12 protein-coding genes are annotated in these 14892 nt (G+C 73.8%); 6 read left to right on the forward strand and 6 right to left on the reverse strand.

Going from position 1 to position 14892, the window contains the following annotated elements; translation table 11 throughout:
• Nucleotides 1-49: 49 nt before the first annotated feature.
• Nucleotides 50-655: a hypothetical protein gene (locus ACPC54_RS00545; protein ID WP_498959598.1), complete on the reverse strand. Its 606-nt coding sequence runs from the start codon at nucleotides 653-655 to the stop codon at nucleotides 50-52.
• A gap of 47 nt (nucleotides 656-702) precedes the next feature.
• Between ACPC54_RS00545 and npdG the strand changes: the two genes are divergently transcribed.
• Both npdG and ACPC54_RS00555 read left to right on the forward strand, forming a co-directional pair.
• Complete coding sequence (gene npdG / locus ACPC54_RS00550) at nucleotides 703-1425, forward strand: NADPH-dependent F420 reductase (RefSeq protein ID WP_498959600.1); 723 nt, start codon at nucleotides 703-705, stop codon at nucleotides 1423-1425.
• A 171-nt stretch (nucleotides 1426-1596) separates the two neighbouring features.
• Complete coding sequence (locus tag ACPC54_RS00555; RefSeq protein WP_498959602.1) at nucleotides 1597-1785, forward strand: hypothetical protein; 189 nt, start codon at nucleotides 1597-1599, stop codon at nucleotides 1783-1785.
• Between the two features lie 43 nt (nucleotides 1786-1828).
• Here ACPC54_RS00555 and ACPC54_RS00560 read toward each other — a convergent pair whose 3' ends face one another.
• Nucleotides 1829-2602, reverse strand: coding sequence for a site-2 protease family protein (locus ACPC54_RS00560; RefSeq protein WP_498960528.1), 774 nt, complete (start codon nucleotides 2600-2602; stop codon nucleotides 1829-1831).
• Nucleotides 2603-2789: 187 nt separating this feature from the next.
• Between ACPC54_RS00560 and ACPC54_RS00565 the strand changes: the two genes are divergently transcribed.
• Nucleotides 2790-6137 carry an ATP-binding protein gene (locus tag ACPC54_RS00565; RefSeq protein WP_498959604.1) on the forward strand — a complete coding sequence of 1116 codons (3348 nt, stop codon included), beginning with the start codon at nucleotides 2790-2792 and terminating at the stop codon, nucleotides 6135-6137.
• Nucleotides 6138-6288: 151 nt separating this feature from the next.
• On the opposite strand, the gene ACPC54_RS00570 is transcribed toward ACPC54_RS00565, so the two are convergent.
• From ACPC54_RS00570 to panB, 3 genes are all read right to left on the reverse strand, one after another.
• Nucleotides 6289-7116 carry an ABC transporter permease gene (locus ACPC54_RS00570; RefSeq protein WP_498959606.1) on the reverse strand — a complete coding sequence of 276 codons (828 nt, stop codon included), beginning with the start codon at nucleotides 7114-7116 and terminating at the stop codon, nucleotides 6289-6291.
• On the reverse strand, nucleotides 7113-8135 hold the full coding sequence (locus tag ACPC54_RS00575; RefSeq protein ID WP_498959608.1) for an ATP-binding cassette domain-containing protein: 1023 nt from the start codon (nucleotides 8133-8135) through the stop codon (nucleotides 7113-7115). The genes ACPC54_RS00570 and ACPC54_RS00575 overlap by 4 nt, the downstream gene beginning before the upstream one ends.
• 131 nt (nucleotides 8136-8266) lie before the next feature.
• Nucleotides 8267-9136, reverse strand: coding sequence for a 3-methyl-2-oxobutanoate hydroxymethyltransferase (gene panB / locus ACPC54_RS00580; RefSeq protein WP_498959610.1), 870 nt, complete (start codon nucleotides 9134-9136; stop codon nucleotides 8267-8269).
• 275 nt (nucleotides 9137-9411) lie between these two features.
• On the opposite strand from panB, the gene ACPC54_RS00585 reads away from it, so the two are divergent.
• From ACPC54_RS00585 to ACPC54_RS00595, 3 genes are all read left to right on the forward strand, one after another.
• A complete protein-coding gene (locus tag ACPC54_RS00585) occupies nucleotides 9412-11010 on the forward strand; it encodes an MFS transporter (protein ID WP_498959612.1) in 1599 nt (532 codons plus the stop codon).
• Between the two features lie 177 nt (nucleotides 11011-11187).
• Nucleotides 11188-11835, forward strand: coding sequence for a TetR/AcrR family transcriptional regulator (locus ACPC54_RS00590; RefSeq protein WP_498959614.1), 648 nt, complete (start codon nucleotides 11188-11190; stop codon nucleotides 11833-11835).
• 195 nt (nucleotides 11836-12030) lie between these two features.
• The gene (locus tag ACPC54_RS00595; RefSeq protein ID WP_498959616.1) at nucleotides 12031-13077 is read left to right on the forward strand and encodes an endonuclease/exonuclease/phosphatase family protein; all 1047 of its coding nucleotides are present in this window, start codon (nucleotides 12031-12033) and stop codon (nucleotides 13075-13077) included.
• A gap of 6 nt (nucleotides 13078-13083) precedes the next feature.
• On the opposite strand, the gene ACPC54_RS00600 is transcribed toward ACPC54_RS00595, so the two are convergent.
• The gene (locus ACPC54_RS00600; RefSeq protein WP_498959618.1) at nucleotides 13084-14838 is read right to left on the reverse strand and encodes an NAD+ synthase; all 1755 of its coding nucleotides are present in this window, start codon (nucleotides 14836-14838) and stop codon (nucleotides 13084-13086) included.
• Nucleotides 14839-14892 lie beyond the last annotated feature (54 nt).

Here is a 14892-nt window from a genome sequence, read left to right on the forward strand (position 1 = left end):
TCATGAACGACCGTCCGCGGGCGGCGACTTCGGTGCCGCAACGGGTGTTTCACCAGCGGCCGATCGGGGGTGGTGCGGTCAGCCGGCCGGCCAGTTCGGCGAGGCGGCCGAGCGCGGAGCGGCGGGTCGGCCGCTGTCCGGCGGCGGCGCTGACCAGGTGTTGGGCCAGGTCGAAGGGCTCCTCGGCGGCGGTGCCGACCGCCAGCCGCTCGTGCGCCAGCCCGGCGAGGTCCTCGGACGGGGCCTGCGCGGCGCCGTCCAGGGCGAGGACGGTCGCGCCGTGCCGCCGGGCGTCCCGCACCCGCTCCAGCAGCGGCCCGCCGGCCGCCCCCGGGGCCACCACCAGGACGGTGGCGCCGCGCCCGGCCTCGGCCAGCCGGCGCAGACCGTGCCCCAGGTGGGCCGGGGCGCCGACGGGCGGGCGGTGCCGCAGCAGGGTGGGCGCCAGCCGGGGGACGGCCGACCAGGCGGCCTCGTCCTCCAGGTGGGCGGCCAGGTGCCAGGGCTCGTACGCCTCGGTGCCGACCAGCAGCAGGCCGCCCGCGCCGCGCCGCTCCACCGAGCGCCGCAGCGACCCGGCGAAGCCGCCGACCGCCTCCAGCCAGCCGGTTCCCACCAGTTGCTCCCGGATTGCCGCCACCCGCACCGCGTCCATGCGGGTCAGGATGTCGCCTCCGGTACGGGGTTTGGCAGGATCGGCCCATGACTTCCCTCGATTCAGCGACAGATCCGGCGTCGAAGCCCGCGCCGAAGCCGGCCCGTGAACTGCCGGACGTCTCGCAGCTGGTGGTCGGCGTCCTCGGCGGCACCGGCGACCAGGGGCGGGGCCTCGCCCTGCGGCTGGCCCGGGCCGGCCAGCAGGTGATCATCGGCTCCCGCGACGCCGCCCGGGCCGAGGCCGCGGCGGCCGGCCTCGGCGACGGCCTCGGCGTGCGCGGCGCGGACAACGCCACCGTCGCCCGGGAGAGCGACGTGGTGATCGTCGCGGTGCCCTGGGACGGGCACGCCGCGACCCTGACCGCGCTGCGCGAGGAACTGGCGGGCAAGATCGTCGTCGACTGCGTCAACCCGCTCGGCTTCGACAAGCAGGGCGCGTACGCGCTCAAGCCGGAGGAGGGCAGCGCCGCCCAGCAGGCCGCCGCGCTGCTGCCGGACTCCCGGGTCACCGCCGCGTTCCACCACCTCTCGGCGGTGCTGCTGCAGGACGAGTCGGTGGAGCGGATCGACACCGACGTCATGGTGCTGGGCGAGGAGCGGGCCGCCACGGACATCGTGCAGGCGCTGGCCGAGCGGATCCCCGGCATGCGCGGCGTGTTCGCGGGCCGGCTGCGCAACGCCCACCAGGTGGAGGCGCTGGTGGCCAACCTGATCTCGGTCAACCGCCGCTACAAGGCCCACGCGGGCCTGCGGATCACCGACGTCTGAGCCGGACGCCGTGTCGCCCTCACCTTAGGGGCCCGTCTTCGAACGCCCGCCCTCCGGGCGGACGACGCGAGTTCGAACACGGGCCCCTGGGCCCACCCCCGGGGTGAGGTCGGCGACAATGGGTCCCGGCCGCGACCGGCCGGCCGTACCCCCGCCCCAGGAGCCCCCGCCATGCCCCGCACGTCCCTCTTCGCCCTGATCGTCGTCGTCCTCGCGCTGGCGGCCACCGTGATCTCGGCGGTGGTGCAGTTCTGGTGGGGCCTGGGGCTGTGGCCGCTGATGGCGGGTGTGGCGAGCAACGTGATCTGGATGGACCGCCGCCGCGCCAGGATCCTCCAGGCGATGGCCGAGCGGGGCTGAGCCCCGCCCGGGCCCGCCGCGCCCCGCCGGTTCCGGCCGGTTCCTACTGGACCCAGAAGCGGAACAGCTGGTAGCCGAGGTCGCCGAGGAACCCGGGCACCCCGAACAGGTCCATCACGCCGCGCACCGCGTCGAAGAACACCTGGTTGACCTGCGGCTGCCACAGCAGCACGAACACCGCGAGCATGCCGTACGGCGCGAACGGCTCGATCGCCCGCCTGGTCCGGTACGACAGCCAGGGCTCGACGATCCCGTAGCCGTCCAGGCCGGGCACCGGCAGGAAGTTCAGCAGCGCGGCGCTGATCTGCAGCATGCCGAGGAAGGACATCGCCGAGACGAGCCCCGTGCCGTCGATCCAGCCCGCGCCGACCGGGATCAGCAGCGCCGCCGCGCAGGCCACGTTCACCAGCGGGCCGGCCGCCGAGATCAGGCTGTGCTTGAGCCGGCCGTGGATGCGGCTGCGCTCGATCCACACCGCGCCGCCGGGCAGGCCGATGCCGTTCAGGATGATGAAGACGAGCGGCAGCACGAAGCTGAGCAGCACGTTGGTGTACTTCAGCGGGTTGAGCGTGAGGTAGCCCTTGGCGCCGACCGTGATGTCGCCGCCGTGCAGCGCGGTGCGCGCGTGCGCGTACTCGTGCAGGCAGAGCGAGACCATCCAGCCGGACACCACGAACAGGAAGACCCCGAACCGCATGTTGCCGTAGTCGGCGTGCAGGGCCCAGCCGGAGGTGCCGAGGACGGCCAGGAGCACCCAGAACACCGGGCTGATCCGGCGGTCCTCGCTGCGGGAACGCTGCATGGCGGCGAAGGTCATGGTGTGGGTGCTCCGAGGGGCGGGGGAGAGGGTTTCGGGCTCGATCATGCCGGGCGGGCCGGTGGCCCGACAAGCCGTGCCGGGTGAACGTCCGAGGCCCCGCCCGGGTTCCGGCGCGGGCCGGGCCGCGGCAGCCGACCGGTGTGATCGTGTGCTCGCGGGCCCGCCGATCGACCAGAATGGTCCGGTGCACTACGGGATCCTCGGGACGACGACCGCTCACCGCGACGACGGCACGCCGGTGCCGCTGGGCGGCGCCCGGCTGCGGGCCCTGCTCACCGCGCTGGCCCTGCGCCAGGGCCGGCCCGTCCCGGCCGACCTGCTGGCGGACGAGGTGTGGGACGACGAACCGCCCCAGGACTCCTCGGCCGCCCTGCAGACCCTGGTCGGCCGGCTGCGCCGCACCATCGGCCGGGACGAGGTCGGCTCCGGCCCGGCCGGGTACTGGCTGACCGCCCCCGCGAGCGACCTCGCCGACTTCCAGCGCCTGAGCGGCGAGGGCCGCCGCGCCCTCGACGCCGACGACCACGCGCTCGCCGCCGAGCGGCTGCACGCCGCCCTCGCCCTGTGGCGCGGCCCCGCCCTCGCCGACCTGCCCGACCGCACCGGCCCGGCCGCCCGGCTGGAGGCCCAGCGCGAGGAGGCCCGCCGGCACCGGATCACCGCCGACCTCGGCCTCGGCCGGGCCGCCGACCTGGTCGCCGAACTCGCCGAACTGTGCGAACGGCAGCCGCTGGACGAGTCCCTGCAGGCGCTGATGGTCCGCTCGCTGCACCTCAGCGGCCGTACCGCCGAGGCGCTGCGCCACTACGAGCGCACCCGGCGCGCCCTCGCCGAGCAGCTGGGCGTCGACCCGGGCCGCCGACTCCAGGAGCTGCACGCGGAGTTGCTGTCCTCCACGACGGCCCCCGCGCCGCCGGCGCCCGCCGCACCCGTGGCCCCCGCGCCGCAACCGCCGCGCACGGTCGGTAACTTGCGCGGACGGCTGACCAGCTTCGTCGGCCGCGACGCCGATCTCGCCACCCTGCACGGCCTGCTGGCGGATCGCCGGCTGATCACCCTGACCGGCCCCGGCGGCTCCGGCAAGACCAGCCTGTCCGTCGAGGCCGGCCGCGCCCAGCAGCCCACCGGGGCCTGGCCGGGCGGCGTGTGGATCGCCGAACTCGCCCCGCTGGAGAGCCCGGAGGCCGTCCCCGCCGCCGTGGTCTCCGCGCTCGGCCTGCGCGAGCTGGTGCTGCACACCAGCAGCAGCATGGTCGCCGAGGTGATCGACAAGCGCGTCGAGGACCCGGTGCGCCGCCTCGTCGAGCACTGCGGCCACCGCCGGATGCTGCTCGTCCTGGACAACTGCGAGCACCTGATCCAGGCCGCCGCCGACCTCGTCGACGTGCTGCTCGCCGAGTGCCCCGGGCTGACCGTGCTCGCCACCAGCCGCGAGCCGCTCGGCGTGCCCGGTGAGACGGTGCTGCCGGTCGAGCCGCTGCCCGACCCGGTCGCGCTGCGGCTGCTCGCCGAGCGCGCCGCCGCCGCCCGTCCCGGCTTCGACCCGGCGAGCGACCCGCAGGCCTGCGCCGAGATCTGCCGCCGCCTCGACGGCCTGCCGCTCGCCATCGAACTGGCCGCCGCCCGGCTGCGGGTGATGACGGCCCGCCAGATCGCCGACCGCCTGGACGGCCGCTTCGCGCTGCTCACCGCCGGCAGCCGCACCCTGCTGCCGCGCCAGCAGACCCTGCGCGCGGTGGTCGACTGGAGCTGGGAGCTGCTGGGCGACCAGGAACGCGCCGTGCTGCGCCGGCTCTCGGTGTTCACCGGCGGCTGGCAGCTGGAGGACGCCGAGGCGGTCTGCGCGGACGGCGCCGAGGTCGCCCCGGAACAGGTCGCCGACCTGCTGCTCTCCCTGGTCGACAAGTCGCTGCTGGTGGCCGACCTGGAAGCCGCCGCCCTGCCGCGCTACCGGATGCTGGAGACCATCCACGAGTACGCGACCGAGCGGCTGGCCGAGTCCGCCGCCGAGCGCGCCGCCGCCGAGGCCCGCCACCTGGCGCACTTCCGGGCCGTCGTCGCGGACGCCGCCGAGGGCTTCCACGGCCCGGAGCAACTGCACTGGCTCACCGTGGTGGACCGTGAGCTGGACAACATCCGGGCCGCGCTGCGCCGCGCGATCGACCGCGCGGACGAGCAGCAGGCGCTGACCCTCGTCCTCTGCATGGCCTGGTACTGGTCGCTGCGCGGCTACAACCAGGAGGCCTCGGCCTGGTACCGGTCGGTCGACGCCCTCGGCCCGGACCCGTTCGCCCCGGGCACGCCGCCGCCGGTGCCGCTGGAGCGCAGCGTCGCCGCGTACGGCCTGCCGATGCCCGAGGGGGTGGTCGAGGAGGCCCGCCGGCTGCTGGTGCTGTACCGGCTGCTCGGGCTGTTCGAGGGCAACCTGGAGGTGCTCGGCGACCCGGAGGCGGTCGCCGTCGCGAACCGCCTGCTCGACGTCTACAGCCCGGAGCTGCCGCAGTCCTACCGGTTCCCCGCGCTGATGCGGGTGTTCGGGGCCTTCCTGGCCGGCCGCCTGGAACTGATGAAGGATCTGCTGGACGACACCGTGCGCGGCTGCGAGGTCCACGGTGAGCCGAACGACCTGGCGTTCATCCTGCAGGTGCGGGCCAAGGCGCTGAACGACTGGCCGGGCGGGCAGGAGCAGAGCATCCGGGACGTCGAGCGCTCGCTGGAGATCTTCGAACGGGAGGGCAACCTCTGGGGGCTCTCCCAGGCCCTCGCGGCCCAGGGCGAGGCGCTGGCCAACCGGGGGGACGACGAGGGCGCGGGCCGGGCGTACCGGCGCGCGATCGAGCTGGCCGAGCGGCTGGGGGCGCCGCAGGAGGTGCCGGTCCTGCGGGTGAGCCTGGCGGGCACCATGCTGGCGCGGGACCTGGCGGCCGGCGAGCGGATGATCCGGGAGGCGCTGGCCGGTTTCGATGGTCCGCCCACCGATCAGGCGGCCACCGGGGCGGTCCTGCTCGGCCACCTGACGCTCAGCGGCATCCACGCCCAACGCGGCGAGTTCGCCAAGGCGTTGGCGGAGCTGGACGTGTTGGACGGGACCAGGGTCGGCTGGTTCGCCCCGAGCGTGACCGCCGGGCTGCTGAGCGCCTCCCGGGGCTGGATCATCGCCCGGTCCGGTGATCCGGACACCGGGTTCGCGATGATCGGCGAGGGCTGGCGGATGCTCAGGTCGATGCAGACCGCCTCCGGCTTCGCCGAGCAGATGACGGTCATGGTGGTGCCGGCCGTGGTCGGGGCGCTGGTCGGCTTCGCCCAGCGCGACGGGGACCTGGACCGGGCCCGGCTGGCGGCGCGGCTGATCGGCGCGCGCAGTGGGCTCAACGGGCCCAAGGGCGGCTATCTGGAGCAGGCGGAGGAGGACAGGTCGGTCGCCGTGCTGCGCGACCTGCTGGGCGCGGAGGCGTACGAGGCGGCCCGGGCGGCGGGCGACGGGATGACGCAGGGCCAGACCCACGAGTTGCTGAGGGAACTGCTCGGCTGACGGACGCGGGTGCGCGGGAGGGCCGGCCGGCGCCCGTCCCCAGGTCGCCGTCCGGCCCTCCCTTTCTCCGCGCGGGCGGCCTGTCCCGGGCCGCCCGCCGTCCTGCGCGCCGGCCGTCACCCCCGCGGACGGCCGGCCGGTCCGCCGGGGGTCACACCCGCTTGCGGAAGCGGGCCACCGCGAGCGGGGCGAAGATCGCGGTCGCGGCGGCGGACCAGATCAGCACGATCATCACCGGGTGGGCCAGCGGCCCCTCGCCGTTGAGCAACGAGCGCGAGGCGTCGGCCAGTTGGGACAGCGGGTTGACCTTGGTGAAGGCCTGCAGCCAGCCCGGCATGGTGTCGGTCGGCGCGAAGATCGAGCTGCCGAACTGCATCGGCATCAGGACCAGCATGGAGACGCCCTGCACGGCCTGGGCGCTCTTCATCGACATGCCCAGCAACATCGAGATCCAGACGATCGACATGCCGAACACCAGCGACAGGCCGACCGCGGCCAGTAGCTCCGGCACGCCGGTCTTCAGCTCGAAGCCGAGGATGAAGGCGAAGGTCAGCAGGATCGCGGAGGAGAGCAGCGCCCGCAGGGTCTCGGCCGTGATCTTGGCGAGCAGGACGGAGGCCCGGCCGATCGGCAGGGTGCGGAAGCGGTCCATCACCCCGGTCTGGAAGTCGCTGTTGAGCCCGGTGCCGACGGCCAGCGCCAGCGTGATGCCGGTCTGCCCGAGCAGGCCGGGGATCATGAACTGCTTGTACTTGTCCTGGTCCCCGGCGAACATGGCGCCACCGAAGACGTAGACGAACAGCACCGTGAAGACGATCGGCATCAGCACGGCGTCGAACATCGACTCCGGGTCCTCCTTGATCCGCATCAGGTTGCGCCTGGTCAGCGCACCGATGTGGCGCAGGTGGTCGCGCAGGCCGATCCGGGGGTCCTCCGTCCGGACGGCCGCGGGGGTGCGGGTGAGCGTGGCGGTGGTCATGCGACGGTCTCCTCGACGGGCTGGGCGTGCTGGGCGGCGGCAGCGGTGGCGGGCTTGCCGGTGATGGCGAGGAAGACCTCGTCCAGGCTGGGCACCTTGGTGTCGATCCCGGCGATCGCGAAGCCGCGCCCGCCGAGCACCCCGATGACGGCGGTCAGCTGCGTCTCGTCGGCGATGGGCACCGCGAGCAGGCCGGTGTCGGCCGAGTAGGTCGCGGTGGTGACGCCGTGCTCGTGCAGGCAGCGGGCCATCTCGGGCAGCTCGGCCGGGTGGGCCGGGCGGACCTGCAGGGTCTGGCCGCCGACCTTGGCCTTCAGCTCGGCGATGCCGCCGTTGGCGATGACCCGGCCGCGGTCGATGACGGTCAGCTCGTCGGCGAGCTGCTCCGCCTCCTCCATGTACTGGGTGGTGAGCAGCACGGTGCTGCCCTCGGCGACCATCCGCTGCACCTCGTCCCACACCTCGTTGCGGGTGCGCGGGTCCAGGCCGGTGGTGGGCTCGTCCAGGTAGAGCACCCGGGGGCGGCCGATCATGCTGGCGGCCAGGTCGAGGCGGCGGCGCATGCCGCCGGAGTAGGTCTTGGCGGCGCGCTTGGCGGCCTCGGTGAGCGAGAAGCGCTCCAGCAGCTCGACGGCCCGGGCCCTGGCCTCGCGCTTGGGGAGGTCGAGCAGCCGGCCGATCAGGTAGAGGTTCTCGTAGCCGGAGAGCAGTTCGTCGACGGAGGCGTACTGGCCGGTCAGGCCGATGGTGCGGCGCAGCTGCTTGGGTTGGCGCACGACGTCGTAGCCGCCGACGAACGCGGTGCCGGCGTCCGGCTTGATCAGCGTGGAGAGGACCCGGACGAGGGTGGTCTTGCCGGCGCCGTTGGGGCCGAGCAGGGCGAGGACGGTGCCCTCGCGGACGGTGAGGTCGACCCCGTCGAGGGCCTTGGTGGTGCCGAAGTGCTTGACGATGCCCTGCACCTCGACGGCGTTGCCGGCTGTTCCCCGCGTGTTCGGGGCGGTGGCGATTCCTGTCATGCCCCCAAGGTGCCCGCCCCGCCTGTCACCCCCCTGTCGCGGGCCCGGCGCCGCTGTCAGCCCGCTGTCACGGCCTGCCCGGGCATGACAGCGGCCCTGCTCCCGGGGGAACAGGGCCGTGCGGAGAACCGTCAGTGGAAGCTGTGCTCCGCCGCCGGGAAGGCGCCGCTGCGGACGTCCTCGGCGTACTCGCGGGCGGCGTCGCCGAGCACGGCGCGCAGGTTGGCGTACTGCTTGACGAACTTGGGCACCCGGCCCGCCGTCATGCCGGCCATGTCCGTCCAGACCAGCACCTGGGCGTCGGTGTCCGGCCCGCCGCCGATGCCCACGGTCGGGATCGCCAGCTGCTCGGTGACCTGGGCGGCCAGCTCGGCCGGGACGGCCTCCAGCACCACGGCGAAGGCGCCGGCCTGCTGCACGGCCTTGGCGTCGCGCAGCAGCTGGTGCGCGGCCTCGTCGCCGCGGCCCTGGACGGGGTAGCCGCCGAGGGCGTGCACGGACTGCGGGGTGAGGCCGATGTGGGCCATCACCGGGACGCCGGCCTCGACCAGCAGCTCGATCGAGCGGGCGCTGCGCTCGCCGCCCTCCAGCTTGACCGCGCCGACCCCGGCGTCCTTCATCAGCCGGGCCGCGTTGTGCATGGCCTGCGCGGGGGACTCCTGGTAGGAGCCGAACGGCAGGTCGGCGACGATCATCGAGCGCTTGGTGCCCCGGACGACGGCGGCGGAGAGCATCACCATCTGATCCATGGTCACCGGCACGGTGGTCTCGTAGCCGAGGTGGCAGTTGCCGGCGGAGTCGCCGACCAGCAGGACGGGGATGCCGGCCTCGTCGAACACCCCGGCGGTGAGGGCGTCGTAGGCGGTCAGCATCGCCCACTTCTCGCCGCGCTGCTTGGCGGCGGCGAGGTCGCGGACGGTGACGCGGCGGTTGGTCACCCCACCGTAGAGGGTGGCGGTCGACGCCTGGTTCTGGGCAGGCGAAGGCGAAGAAGCGTTCATCGAACGGGCTCCTGAAGGGTTGTCGTCTCGAGGCGCCGTGCGGCGTCCCCGGATCACCTCCATGCTTGCACGCCCCGGCGTGCGCGCAAAGAGGGGCGTGCGCGGGCAGGTGCGATCCGCGCCACACCGGACGGTCACTCCCGGTTTTGCCCCCGTTTTGCGAAACGGAGTCGTCTCGTATCGAAATGAGCGGTACTCTGGCGCGGGGGGATACGAGACGCCTGCGGCTCGAAAATTTCCCGCCAGTGCAACGCCAACACGGACGGGGAAGACCCATGACCACCGCAGCCGCGCCGCCTCGCGTGCCGGAAGCCATCCACCGCCGGCGCTGGGCGATCCTGGGCAGCCTGCTGCTCGCCCTGCTCGTCATCGTGCTCGACAACTCGATCCTCAACGTCGCGATGAAGACCATCGCGACCCCGGCCCCGGTCGGCCTGGGCGCCACCCAGAGCGACCTGGAGTGGGCGATCAACTCGTACACCCTGGTGTTCGCCGGGCTGCTCTTCACCTCCGGCCTGCTCGGCGACCGGTTCGGCCGCAAGCGCGCGCTGCTGGCCGGCATGGTGGTCTTCGGCATCGCCTCGCTGCTCTCCGCGCTCGCCTCGTCGCCCGGTGAACTCGTCGGCTACCGCGCCCTGATGGGCGTCGGCGGCGCGCTCGCGATGCCCGCCACGCTGGCCATCATCATGAACGTCTTCGAGCGCTCCGAGCAGCCCAAGGCGATCGGCATCTGGGCCGGCGCGGTCGGCCTGGCCATCGCCATCGGCCCGATCACCGGCGGCCTGCTGATCGAGCACTTCTGGTGGGGCTCGGTCTTCCTGGTCAACGTCCCGGTCGTGATCATCGCGCTGGTCGCGATGGTGGTCCTCGTCCCCGAGTCCAAGGACCCGAACCCGGGCCGGATGGACCCGGTCGGCGTGCTGCTGTCGATCATCGGCCTGGTCGCGCTGATCTACGGCATCATCAAGGGCGGCGAGCTGGCCGACTTCACCGCCGCCGAGGCCTGGGTGCCCACCCTGGTCGGCGTGGTCGCGCTGGTCGCCTTCGTCTGGTTCGAGCGCCGGACGGCGTTCCCGGCGCTGGACGTCACCTGGTTCCGCAACAGGGTCTTCAGCGCCTCCGTGGCGGTCGTCGGCGTGATCTTCTTCGCGCTGATGGGCGTCTCCTTCTTCGGCGTCTTCTACATCCAGAGCGTCCGCGGCTACAGCGCGCTGCAGGCCGGCCTGCTGATGCTGCCGCTGGCCGCCGCCCAGCTGCTGTTCGCGCCGCGCGCCCGGCTGGTGGTCGAGCGCTTCGGCGTCGCCGCCACCGCCGCGGGCGGCATGGCCCTGGTCGCCCTCGGCTTCGTCGGCTACGTGGTGATCACCGCGACCAGCCCGATCTGGGTGCTGATCGTGATCGGCCTGGTCATGGGCGCCGGCATGGCGCACGTCATGCCGCCGGTCACCGTCGCGATCATGGGCTCGCTGCCGCGCGAGAAGGCCGGCGCCGGCTCGGCCGTCAACAACACCTTCCGGCAGGTCGGCGGCTCGCTCGGGGTCGCCGTGCTCGGCGCGGTGCTCTCCACCGTCTACCGCGACGGCATGTCCGACACGCTGCAGCACCTGCCCGCCGAGTACCGCGACAAGGCGGGCGAGTCGCTGGAGGCCACCCTGGCCGTCGCCGGGCGGATGGGCGCCAAGGGCGAGGCCCTGATCGCCCCCGCCAACGACTCCTTCATCCACGCCATGCACGTCGTCGCCGGGCTCTCCGTGGGCGTCTCGGTGGTCGGCGTGCTGGTCGCCTGGTTCCTGCTGCCGGGCCGCGTCGCCGCCCCCGGCGGCCCGGCCCCCGCCGGGCAGCCCGACCGCTCCCGCGAGACCGCCGACGCCTGACGGGCAATCGGTTCGAAACACCTCTGAGCGACAATGGCCCTGTCGGCCGGGCGCAGCCCGGTCGGCGGGGCCTCGGTCCGCGCCGGGCCCCACCCGGCCGCGGACGGCCGGCACGGACGGAACGGCAGAGACGACAGTGGCGCCCGCGCGCCCCGGACAGCGAGGGAGACCAACGCGGTGAAGACGGAGACCCCGGCCGCCGGAGCAGACGACCCGACCGCCACCACCGGGCAGCCCTGCCCGGCCGCGCGCCGCGGCCGACCGCGCAGCGAGGCCGCCGAGCAGGCCATCTTCACCGCGGTCGAGGACCTGATGGCGGCCGGCACCACCATGTCCGAGCTGACCATCGAGGGCATCGCCACCGCCGCCGGCGTCGGCAAGGCCACCATCTACCGGCGCTGGCCCAACAAGGAGGCCCTGCTGGTCGACGTCGTCGGCCGGCTGGAGCTCCAGATCCCCGAACCGACCGGCGGCACCGCCCGCGACGACCTCATCTCGATCGTCGACTACACCCGCCGCCGCGGCCTCGCCAAGCGCAGCGCCTGGGTCCTCAAGGCCGCCTTCGGCCAGATGCAGAGCCTGCCCGGGCTGCACCTCGCCTACCGCGAGCGGGTGATCAAGCCCCGGCGCGAGGCGGCCCTGCAGGTCATCCGCAGGGCCGTCGACGAGGGCGTGCTCCGCGCCGACCTCGACGTCGAACTGCTCGGCGACCTGCTGATGGGCCCGATCGTCTACCGCAGCATGCTCTGGGACGACTCCGACCTGGAGGACCCGGACCTGGCCCGCAAGATGATCGACTCGCTGCTCGACGGCCTCGCACCCTAGACCGTCCTCCCGTCGCCCGGCGTGGCCAAGCTCACGGAACGGGCCGCGCCGGAACCCGAGCGGCCGGGCCCCACGTCTGTCCCGGCATAGGCTGAGCCGGGTACCCGATCAAACCGGTACCGATCCGGCTTTTCGTCCGCGCACCACGCGGACCGGGAGCGGACCGGCGGACGGCACGAGCGACGGGAGTCACGGATGACGCAGGCGGACAGGACCGAACGGCTCGGGGCCGTCGAAGACGCCCCGGCCCAGGCGGCCCGTCCCGGCGGCTTCCTCGGGCTCCGGCAGTGGGGGCGCGACGGGCGCGGCAGCGGTACGTGGCGGCGCGGCCTGGTGGTCGCCGCCCTGGCCGTGGCCGTCGGCGCGCTGCTGGCCTTCCACGCCGAGGCGCCCAACGGCGTCGGCAACCTCGGCAGTCTGCTGGAGACCTTCCTGCCCTGGCTGGGCCTGGCCGTCCCGGTGCTGCTGGTGCCCGCGCTGCTGCGCCGCTCCGCCACCGCGCTGATCGCCCTGCTGCTGCCCGCCGCGCTGTGGGCCAACCTGTTCGGCGGCCTGCTCACCGACAAGAGCGGCGGGAAGGCGGACTGGACGGTGGTCAGCCACAACGTCGCCGCCGACAACACCGACGTGCCCGGCACCGTGCGCGGCCTGGTGGACTCCGGCGCGCAGATCGTCGCCCTGCAGGAGCTGGCCGGCCGGGCGCTGCACACGTACGAGACCGGGCTCGCCGCGGCCTACCCGTACCACGCGGTGCAGGGGACGGTCGGCCTCTGGTCGAAGTACCCGATCGGCGAGGTGGCCCCGGTGGACCTCAGGATGGGCTGGACCAGGGCCTTCCGGGCCCAGGTGACCACCCCGCAGGGCCCGCTCGCGGTGTACGTCGCGCACCTGCCCTCGGTGCGGCTGAAGGCCGAGGGCGGCTTCACCGTCCACCAGCGGGACGTCAGCGCGCAGGCCCTCGGCGACGCGATCCAGGCCGAGCCGCTGAAGAAGGTGCTGCTGCTCGGCGACCTCAACGGCACGATGAACGACCGCAGCCTGGCGCCCGTCACCTCGCAGATGCGCTCGGCCCAGGGCGCCGCCGGGGACGGCTTCGGCTTCAGCTGGCCGTCGTCGTTCCCGATGGCCCGGATCGACCAGATCATGAGCAAGGGCGGGCTCCAGCCGGTCGACTCCCGCACCCTGCCCCGGGACGGCAGCGACCACCTCCCGGTGGCCGCCGCCTTCCGGTACCAGGGCTAGCGGCTGCTAGCCGCGCCGCCAGCGGTTGGTGATCGGCAGGCGGCGGTCCCGGCCGAAGTTCTTCACCGAGACCTTCGGGCCCGGCGGGTACTGGCGCCGCTTGTACTCGGCGGTGTCGACCAGGCGGACCACCCGGTCCACCACCGCCGGGTCGAAGCCGGCCGCGACGATCGCGTCCCGACCCTCGTCGCCCTCGATGTAGCGGTCCAGCACGCTGTCCAGCAGGTCGTAGTCGGGCAGCGAGTCGGTGTCCACCTGGTCCGGCCGCAGCTCGGCGGACGGCGGCTTGCTGATGGTGTTCTCCGGGATCGGCGGCACCTCGCCGCGCCGCTCGGCCTCCTCGTTGCGCCAGTGGGCCAGCCGGAAGATCAGCGACTTGTAGACGTCCTTGATCGGGCCGTAGGCGCCCACCGAGTCGCCGTACAGGGTCGAGTAGCCGACCGCCAGCTCGCTCTTGTTGCCCGGCGCGAGCACGAGGTGCCCCTCCTGGTTGGAGATCGCCATCAGCAGGGTGCCGCGCAGCCGGGACTGCAGGTTCTCCTCGGCCAGGCCGGTCAGTTCGGTGGCGCCCATGTACGCGTCGAACATCGGGGCGATCGGGACCGTCCGGAAGTGCAGCCCGGTGCGGCGGGCCAGCTCGGCGGCGTCGTCCCGGGAGTGCTGCGAGGAGTAGCGGCTGGGCATCGAGACGCAGTGCACGTTCTCGGCGCCGATCGCGTCCACCGCGATCGAGGCCACCAGCGCCGAGTCGATGCCGCCGGACAGGCCGATCAGCACCGATCGCATGCCGTTCTTCTCTACGTACGCCCGGGTGCCGGCGACCAGCGCGGCCCAGACCTCCGCCTCGTCGGAGAGCCGCGGTGCCACCTCGGCGGTCAGCTTTCCGGCGGGCGCCGGCCGCGGCTCGTCGCCCAGCTCGGTGCGGACCAGGTGCAGGCCGTCGCTCAGCAGCAGCCCGTCGGTGTGGTCGCTTCCGGCGTGCGGCAGGTCGAGGTCGAGGACCAGCAGGTGCTCCTCGAACTGCGGTGAGCGGGCGAGGACTTCACCGTCCGCGTCGACCACGATCGAGTCGCCGTCGAAGACCAGCTCGTCCTGGCCGCCGACCATGTTGACGTACGCCAGGGTGCAGCCGGCCTCGGCCGCGCGTCGCCGGACCAGCTCCAGCCGCTGGTCGTCCTTGTTCCGCTCGTACGGCGAGCCGTTGATCACCAGCAGCAGCCCGGCCCCGGCCTCGCGGGCGGCCGTCACCCGGCCGCCGTCCTGCCAGATGTCCTCGCAGATCGCCAGCGCGACGTCCACCCCGCCGACCCGCAGCACCGGCAGCTGGTCGCCGGGGACGAACCAGCGGTACTCGTCGAACACGCCGTAGTTGGGCAGGTGGTGCTTGGCGAAGCGGGTCGCCACCTCGCCGCCGTACAGCACCGCCGCGCAGTTCTGCGGCGACCCGGCCGGCCGGCCGAAGCGCGGCGAGGCGTGCTCGGACCGCCCCAGGTAGCCGACCACCACCGGCACCCCGCCCAGCCCGTCGTCGGCCAGCCGGCCCGCCAGCTCGACCAGCGCGCCGCGGGAGGCCTCGACGAAGGAACGGCGCAGCGCGAGGTCCTCGACCGGGTACCCGGTCAGGGCCATCTCGGGGAACGCGACCAGCTGCGCACCGGCCTCCACGGCCTGCTTGGTCCAGCGCACCACCTCATCGCTGTTGCGCGCGATGTCACCGACCCAGGGGTCGATCTGGCTCAGGGCGAGACGGAGATTGGGCATGCCACGAGTGTAATCGTCTAACTGACGCGATGTCCCGCGCGGGGGCCGGTGCCG

Source organism: Kitasatospora sp. NPDC094028 (assembly GCF_049543595.1).
Classification (GTDB): domain Bacteria; phylum Actinomycetota; class Actinomycetes; order Streptomycetales; family Streptomycetaceae; genus Kitasatospora.